Raw genomic sequence first — 8,076 nt, forward strand, 5'->3', positions numbered from 1 at the left:
TTTTTTATATCCGGCTCAGGAGTGGCAGGGGAACGGGATCACACGGTGCGCCATCCGCTGTGTAAACTGCTGATTATGCGAGGCCACAATCATCGGCAGATCCAGCTGTGTAAGAATATCTTCCAGACGCTGAATATTTTTCTCATTGAGGCCGTTGGTCGGCTCATCGAGCAGCAGAACAGACGGTGACATTGCCAGCACACCGGCCAGTGCGGTGAAGTTTTTCTCTCCGCCGGAAATCTCAGTCACAGCGCGGTCTTTCAGCCGGACAATATCCAGCATCTCCAGACACTGTAAAGCGCGTTCCCGCGCCGCATCCTGTGTCATCCCCATATTCAGCGGACCAAACATCACATCATCCAGCACACCCGGGCCGAACAGTTGATCATCCGGATGCTGAAACAGCAATCCCAGCGGGCCGCGCACCTCTGTGAAATCATCTTCGGAAAGACGGGATTTACCGAAAACCGAAATATCCCCGGTGAACGGGATAAAACCTAACAGTGTGTGCAGCAGTGTTGATTTCCCGCTGCCGATATCACCGCACAGAAAAAGCCGTTCTCCGGCGTTCAGTTCAAAGCTCAGATCCTGAATTATCGGCGCATTGTTGCGGCTGACAACCAGATTGCTGACCTGAATCAGGGGATTTTGGGACGTCATTAACAGACCTTTTTATATTAACAGAAGACGGACGCGCGTAAAAACCCCGGGCTTTCAGCGCCATTTCAGTGGTTTCCGCTTTGTGCATGGCTTTGATCAGCAGCAGGGCGACCAATTGGGACAACATGGTAAATGTCCGTTTATTCATCCCTTTGCGGAATCCCCGTGCTTTCATGGCCGTTTCAAGCTGTTGTTTGGTTTCACTGAAAATCGCGATATAGCGGATCGTCAGAATAAACAGCTTTATCAGTTTATCGGGCAGGGGATAACGTTTCACCGCACACGCGAGGTCGATATCTGTCATGTTTGTCAGCATCGCAGAGACAAACAGCAGAATCGCATTCATTTTCAGCGTGATTTGCAGGGCGAGAAACACCCCGGCCGGGGACTGAACAATGCCCTGACTCTCAATTTTCCACGGCAGTGTCAGCCAGACAAACAGGATAAAAATATTCAGTTTCAGCACCGTCAGCAGTGAACGGCCCAACTGACGGCGGCGGCAGACAACAAACAGCAGAAAAGCACCCGACAGACCGGCAATAAGCCAGTCGGTCTGCCGGATACCGCTGAGCAGAAAAGCCCAGAGAACAGCAAGAAGCAGGCGCCGGTGAGGGGGCAGCCATTTATCCATAGGTATGCTGTCCGGGCTGATTGACCATCAGGGAAGCCGGACGCATTTTGGCCAGCGCCAGCAGGATCCCCACACTGATCAGGGAGTCGGTGACAAAAATCGGCAGGTGTCCGATAAACAGCAGCCAGACCAGATCGATATAAGACTTACCGCTGTCGAGCACCAGTGCCAGCGAGGTCAGACACACCGTACCCAGCGTACCGATAACCCCGGCCATTACCCCGAGATAAACCAGACGCCCCTGACTCAGCCCAGGACGCAGGGAGTTACGGAACAGGTAATAGACCAGCAGCGCCGGGATAGAGATATTACACAGGTTAACCCCGAGAACCGCGAAGCCGCCGAAGGAGAAAAACAGCACCTGCAGCGCGAGGGCAATCAGGAATGCCGGAAAAACCGCCCAGCCGAGGAACAATCCGGCAAGTCCGTTTAAGATCAGATGCACACTGCTGACCCCGATCGGCACATGGATGGTACCGGCAACAAAGAATGCCGCCCCGAACAGGGCTGCCAGCGACAGACGCGAGGTATCCAGCTGACGGATGCCGATGGCAACCCCGGCCGCAGCCACCACACCGGCACCGGCCAGAACAGGAAGATGTAATACGCCTTCAGATAAATGCATGGTCTTCCTCCTGTTATGCGGCGTTTTTAGCAGCCTGCTTTGTTAATTCACGGGCACGGAAGAACGCAATCACACCGAAAATACCCACGATATAGCCCACACCACCGAGAATATTCTGCAGATAGATTTTATTCTTCAGCTGGTCAATATCCTGGCGGATCTGAATATAGCCGGAAGAAGAATCACTGCTGCCGGTGTTGGCTGCAGCGGAAATAACCGGAACTTCCGTTTCCACTTTGTGCCCTTCATCACCCTCAACATAGAGAATATAATCACCGGTCGCCGGGACTTCGATTTTAAAATACCCTTTTTCATCGGTCTTACCGGATATTTCATCATCTTCATGGCCTTTCAGATACGTACCGACATAAGTATCTTTTGCCGGAGACATATCAGAATAATAAGACTGGCCGCTGATCACATTCCCTTCCAGCTGTGCAACCACATGCATGGAGTGAGCTTGTGCTGTTGTTGCCAACAGCACCCCGTTAATCAGTAAAATGGCAAATAAATAAACAGATTTCATAACGTTTAATTACTCAGCGTCAAAAGATAAAACATATTCCAGCTGCTGGAACCCGTACTCTTTATTATCCGGTGTATCCAGTTTGTATTCGGCGTAAACTTTATTGGCACCTTTTTCAGCTTTGAATTTTGCCAGGCCGTCTTTGTTGGTCAGCACACCCGGGTCTTCTTCGCTTTTGGCGATTTTCATGCCTTCCAGTGGCTGACCATCTTTCAGGGCTTTGATCTCAAACTCCTGACCGGCCACCGGTTTGGTCATCGGTACCAGCTCATACGGGGTATTGAAGACTTTTGTGGCATTGTCATCCCACTTAACGATATTTTTGCTGAATTTAATCGGGTTCTTACTGAACTCTGCATCCGGTACTTCAATTTTATTTTTCTCAACGGTGCGGCCATTCTTTAATTTACTCCAGACACCGTTGTCGTAACCTAATAATATAATTGACGCATTCTCAGGCATGACAAAGTAAGCTTCGCCATCTTTAAAGGTGGTACTGACGGTTTCCACTTTACCGTCATGCATTACAGCCTGAACCGGTTTTAATTTATTTTCCGGATATTTTTCTGTCGGATTATGACCAAAACGGACAACATAATCAGAGCCGTCAGTTTGTTCAATCCAAACATTGTGTGCATTTGCCTGAAAACTACCAAATAACAGGGCGGCTGAAATTAACGTCATTTTCTTCAGAGACATAAAAATACCTTTCGGTTAAGTTACGGGATTATTTATGGCCGAGTATAGAGGAGTGAAAATGAAAATAAGACCTTAAATTCAGAAGAATAATTAATATCAGGAACAGCTCACAGTAAATTGTTAAATATTTATTTACCGCAAACGTTTTTTTTAATAGCCTTGGGCGGGTTGTTAATCTATTGCGTGAGGGTTATTTTTTGTCTCTGAAATGTTATGAGTGTAATGAATATTCGTTGAATGAATATTTACAGGATTTAAATGTCACTTTATGATGTATTTTTCACCGTTTATCAGCGGGCTCAGTGGATCATTCTGATGAATCAAGAAAACCGGGGCGCCAGCCGGAGATCATAAAGAAATAATTGATATAAACTCATAAAGTAAAAAAGTTCCTGATCAACGATCAAGAACTTTCCGGGGAAACACGTAACAACTTATCCGCGCCGGATCAACAAAACGCCGCTTTCCATGTGCGGGGTGTACGGAAACTGATCAAACAGCGCCAGCCGCACGACATCATGTGTCTGGTTCAGTGTTTCCAGATTTTCACATAATGTTTCCGGATTACAGGAAATATAGAGAATCCGCTCGTAGCCCTGAACCAGTTTGACGGTTTCCGCATCCAGCCCGCTGCGCGGCGGATCGACAAAAATGGTATTGCATTCATAAGAGGACAGATCAATTCCCGCCAGGCGGTTAAATTCACGTGCGCCCTGCATTGCCTGTGTGAAATCTTCTGCGGACATACGGATAATCTGCACATTATCGATATGGTTAGCATCAATATTATATTGCGCGGCAGCCACTGACGGTTTGGCGATTTCGGTTGCCAGCACGCGGCGGAAATTACGCGCCAGCGCCAGTGAAAAATTACCGTTACCGCAATACAGCTCCAGCAAATCGCCCTGTGAACCTTCTGTCGCGGCAAGTGCCCACTCCAGCATATGAATATTGACCGCAGCATTCGGCTGCGTGAAGCTGTTTTCAACCTGGCGGTAAATCATCTCTTTACCTGCGACCGGTAAAACTTCATCAACATAATCATTATCCAGCATGATTTTTGTTTTAGAGGCACGGCCAATCAGCTGTAAATCAAAACCCTGTGACTGCAGTTGTGCCCGCAATAATTTGGCGGCTTCTGTCCAGCTGTCATCGAGTTTTTTATGATAGAGCAGGGAGACAATAATTTTGTTGCTGCGTGTCGACAGATAATCAATCTGAAAAAGTTTATGACGCAGCAGATGAGTCTGTTTCAGTAACGGCAAAATGGCCTGCATCATGTCATTAATCAGCTGGCTCGCGGCCGGAAAGGTATCAATCCGGATACGCTGTTTGGTCTGCTGATCAAACATGATATGCCAGAGGTCATCCCCTTCATGCCAGATACGGAATTCGGCGCGCATCCGGTAGTGTGAAACTGGTGACGCAAATACGTGAGCATCCGGTGCCTGAAAAGGCTGCATCATTGTTTGCAGACTTCTTACCTTCTCCGCAAGTTGTTCTTCATAATTTTCAATAGGTAACGTGTTATGCATGGCGCGTCGATCCGTTTTGCTGATCACAAAAATTGTTCGTGTGGTTATGAATAAAGTGTCCCGCCCGACAATTCAGATATCTTACTCTGGACAGGTTTTAAAACCGGATCGTAGCATGATAATTCGGTTTCTTCATAAGAATGAAAAGGGAATCCGGTGAAATTCCGGAACTGGCGCGCAGCGGTAATGGTAAAAGCAACACGATGACACTGTTATAAATGACGGGAAGTCGTTGCGGGGAATAACGTAGTTCCCTCCTGAGTCCGAAGACCTGCCGAAGATTTGTCGTCCGACCTGCTGACGCTACAAAGCAGACGGGTGGCATCCTCTTTATATATATGTGGGTGCTCAGGAAAAAATGAAAATGACCTCGCCTTATGCGCTGTCCGCTGTCGGACTGGCCGTGTTTTCCGCGTTATCGTTTAACGCTTCTGCTAATACTAATGATGATCAGATAATTGTTTCTGCTAACCGATTCCAGCAGCCGGTTTCGTCCGTTTTGGCGCCGGTAACCGTTGTGACCCGTGAAGAGATAGATAAGTGGCAGTCGAATTCTGTTGTCGATATTCTGCGCCGGTTACCGGGGGTTGATGTGACACAGAGCGGCGGTCTGGGTCAGAACAGTACAGTATCGGTTCGCGGGACAGATGCAAAACATTTACTGGTATTGATAGATGGTATCCGTCTGAATAATGCCGGTATTTCCGGCCAGCCGGATCTGAATCAGTTCCCGGTGGCACTTGTACAGCGGGTCGAGTATATCCGTGGTGCACGTTCTGCTGTATATGGTTCGGATGCCATCGGTGGTGTGCTGAATATAATTACTATCCGCGATGATATCGGCTCAAATATCACAGCGGGTATTGGTTCACACGGCTATCAGAATTATACCGGAACCACTCAGCAGCAGATTGGTGAAAATACCCGTGTGACAGCCGCAGCGGCGTATACCTATTCTAAAGGATTTGATATCCGCCGTGATTATGACGGTTACGCCACACCAAGCGGCCGTGACTATGGCTTTATGAATAAAACCTACTGGCTGGATGTGCACCATAAACTGGATGATCGGTTTGCAGTGTACGGACGTGCATATGGTTATGATAACCGTAGTAAATATTTCGGATTTAAATCTGAGATGTGGTCGTTACCCGCTGATCCGGCAAGTGATCGCCGTGAGTTAGAAAACCGGACATATGATGCGGGTCTCACATTTAATCAGGGGGATTATTCTTCTCAGCTGATCATGAGCTACAGCCGGGTTAAAGACTATAACTATGATAACCGTTATGGTCGCTATGGTGATGGCGCAACCCTGGACAATTCAAAACAGTATTCTGCACAGTGGGGTAACAATTACCGTGTCGGATATGGCAGCATCAATGCCGGTATTGATTATCAGAAACAGGAAATGGAACCCGGCACCGCAATGATAGCCGACAGTAAATCTATTTCTGATACCGGTTTATATCTGACCGGGCAGCAGGAAATAGATAAGGTTATTCTTGAGGCCGCCATCCGGTCTGACCATCATTCAGAATTTAACTGGCATACCACCTGGCAAACCAGTGCCGGATGGGAGTTTGTTGATGGTTACCGGGTTATCGGTTCTTATGCAACAGGGTTTAAAGCACCGACGCTGGGGCAGTTATATGCTAATACGACATTTGACTGGGGAACTATCGTTGGTAATAAGGATTTAAAACCGGAAGAGAGTGAACAATGGGAATTAGGGCTGGAAGGAAATACCGGGCCGCTTTCCTGGCAACTGACCGGCTACCATAATGATATTAAGAACCTGATTGACTATGAAATGGGTTCACCGAATACCTATATCAACCGCAGTAAAGCCAAAATCAAAGGTGTCGAGTGGGTAGGGGAATTTGATACCTGGATTTTCCATCATCAGATGACTTATCAATACCTGGATGCAAAAGACAAAGAGACTGATAAGCGTCTGGCGCGCCGTGCACAGCAGCAGGTTAAATATCAGCTGGACTGGACGGTGGCCGATGTTGATATGGGGCTGACCTATCAGTATATCGGTAAACGTTATGATGATGCGGCGAATAAGCAAAAACTCGGCGGAGTCAGTATTTTTGATATCACAGCTGCATATCCGATCACTGACCATCTGACAATTCGTGGTAAAGTAGCTAACCTGTTTGATAAAGACTACGAGACTGCGTATGGCTATCGAACCGCTGGCCGCGAATACTTCCTCACAGGAAGCTACAACTTCTGATCCGAAAACCCGCCCGACAGTGCTGCTGTTTGACTCCGGCATGGGCGGTTTATCTGTCTATCAGGAAGTAAGAAAATTACTTCCTGATCTCCACTATATATATGCATTCGATAATGAGGCGTTTCCTTACGGTGAAAAAACCGAAGCCTTTATTGTCGAACGTGTGACGAAGATTGTCCGTCAGATTGCTCAGCAGCATCCGCTGGCAGTGATTGTCATTGCCTGTAATACCGCAAGCACTATTACGCTGCCCGCACTGCGTGCAATGTCTGATATTCCGGTGGTCGGCGTGGTTCCGGCGATTAAACCGGCAGCGAAACTGACACGCAACGGCCTGGTCGGGCTGCTGGCAACGCGGGCAACGGTAAAACGGGCTTACACCCGGGAACTGATTGACCGGTTTGCTTCTGAGTGTCAGGTATCACTATTAGGATCGGCAGAACTGGTTGAACTCGCGGAACGCAAGCTGTACGGCGAGGCGATTCCGGCAGGTGCCCTGGAAACTATCCTTGCGCCGTGGCGGAATATGAAAGAGCCGCCTGACACAGTAGTTCTGGGATGTACTCACTTCCCGCTGATTGCCGAAGAATTAAAATCGGCATTACCGGATGGTACCCGGCTGGTGGATTCCGGGGCGGCGATTGCCCGCCGCGTGCAGTGGTTAATCAATAACAGTGAGAAACCTCATTACTTAACCGCTGAAAAAAACGTGGCGTATTGCATGCGGGATGATGAAACGACACAGAAATTACTGCCTGTTTTGCAGCAATTTGGACTCGAATCGCTGAAAAAACTGACGATTACAGGATGATTTGCTGCATTAATCAGCAGTTAGCACATTTTTATAAATTACCCCTTGCGGTCAGATGAAAACTCCCTATAATGCGCATCCGTTGTCACAGCACAGGACGCGAAGTCCGCTGAGATAACAAGGTGAAAAGTCTGAAAATAAATACTTGACACCAAATGAGGAAAGCGTAATATACGCAGCCTCGCAACAACGCAGAAGACCGGCAACGGCAGCGAAGGTTGCAACTGCTCTTTAACAATTTATCAGACAATCTGTGTGGGCACTCGCAGGACATATCACAAAAAATATATTTTTGAGAAGTCTTGAAGAGTGACCAATACAGCAGCTTAGTAATAAGCAGCAGT

8 protein-coding genes and 1 riboswitch are annotated in these 8,076 nt (G+C 47.8%); of the genes, 2 read left to right on the forward strand and 6 right to left on the reverse strand.

Translation table 11 applies throughout. The annotated features are described in order from the left end of the window. Positions 1–15: 15 nt before the first annotated feature. From ACSBQN_RS16920 to trmA, 6 genes are all read right to left on the reverse strand, one after another. The gene (locus ACSBQN_RS16920) at positions 16–660 is read right to left on the reverse strand and encodes an energy-coupling factor ABC transporter ATP-binding protein (protein WP_152697019.1); all 645 of its coding nucleotides are present in this window, start codon (positions 658–660) and stop codon (positions 16–18) included. Continuing rightward, positions 575–1,291 (reverse strand): energy-coupling factor transporter transmembrane component T family protein, encoded by a 717-nt coding sequence (locus tag ACSBQN_RS16925; protein ID WP_024474747.1) that lies wholly within the window; start codon positions 1,289–1,291, stop codon positions 575–577. The genes ACSBQN_RS16920 and ACSBQN_RS16925 overlap by 86 nt, the downstream gene beginning before the upstream one ends. Beyond that, positions 1,284–1,916 carry a cobalt transporter CbiM gene (cbiM, locus tag ACSBQN_RS16930; protein ID WP_004237994.1) on the reverse strand — a complete coding sequence of 211 codons (633 nt, stop codon included), beginning with the start codon at positions 1,914–1,916 and terminating at the stop codon, positions 1,284–1,286. Before cbiM ends, ACSBQN_RS16925 begins: the two co-directional genes overlap by 8 nt. A gap of 13 nt (positions 1,917–1,929) precedes the next feature. Beyond that, on the reverse strand, positions 1,930–2,442 hold the full coding sequence (locus ACSBQN_RS16935) for a hypothetical protein (protein ID WP_004237995.1): 513 nt from the start codon (positions 2,440–2,442) through the stop codon (positions 1,930–1,932). A 9-nt stretch (positions 2,443–2,451) separates the two neighbouring features. Continuing rightward, a complete protein-coding gene (locus ACSBQN_RS16940) occupies positions 2,452–3,141 on the reverse strand; it encodes a DUF4198 domain-containing protein (RefSeq protein ID WP_024474748.1) in 690 nt (229 codons plus the stop codon). A 434-nt stretch (positions 3,142–3,575) separates the two neighbouring features. Next, positions 3,576–4,676, reverse strand: coding sequence for a tRNA (uridine(54)-C5)-methyltransferase TrmA (gene trmA, locus ACSBQN_RS16945; protein ID WP_024474749.1), 1,101 nt, complete (start codon positions 4,674–4,676; stop codon positions 3,576–3,578). A gap of 107 nt (positions 4,677–4,783) precedes the next feature. Beyond that, a riboswitch (cobalamin riboswitch) is annotated at positions 4,784–4,969 on the forward strand. A gap of 65 nt (positions 4,970–5,034) precedes the next feature. On the opposite strand from trmA, the gene btuB reads away from it, so the two are divergent. Both btuB and murI read left to right on the forward strand, forming a co-directional pair. Further along, a complete protein-coding gene (btuB, locus tag ACSBQN_RS16950) occupies positions 5,035–6,921 on the forward strand; it encodes a TonB-dependent vitamin B12 receptor BtuB (protein WP_024474750.1) in 1,887 nt (628 codons plus the stop codon). Next, positions 6,866–7,732: a glutamate racemase gene (murI, locus tag ACSBQN_RS16955; protein WP_024474751.1), complete on the forward strand. Its 867-nt coding sequence runs from the start codon at positions 6,866–6,868 to the stop codon at positions 7,730–7,732. The genes btuB and murI overlap by 56 nt, the downstream gene beginning before the upstream one ends. Positions 7,733–8,076 lie beyond the last annotated feature (344 nt).

It is taken from the genome of Morganella sp. B601 (assembly GCF_051172335.1).
Classification (GTDB): Bacteria; Pseudomonadota; Gammaproteobacteria; order Enterobacterales; family Enterobacteriaceae; genus Morganella; species Morganella morganii.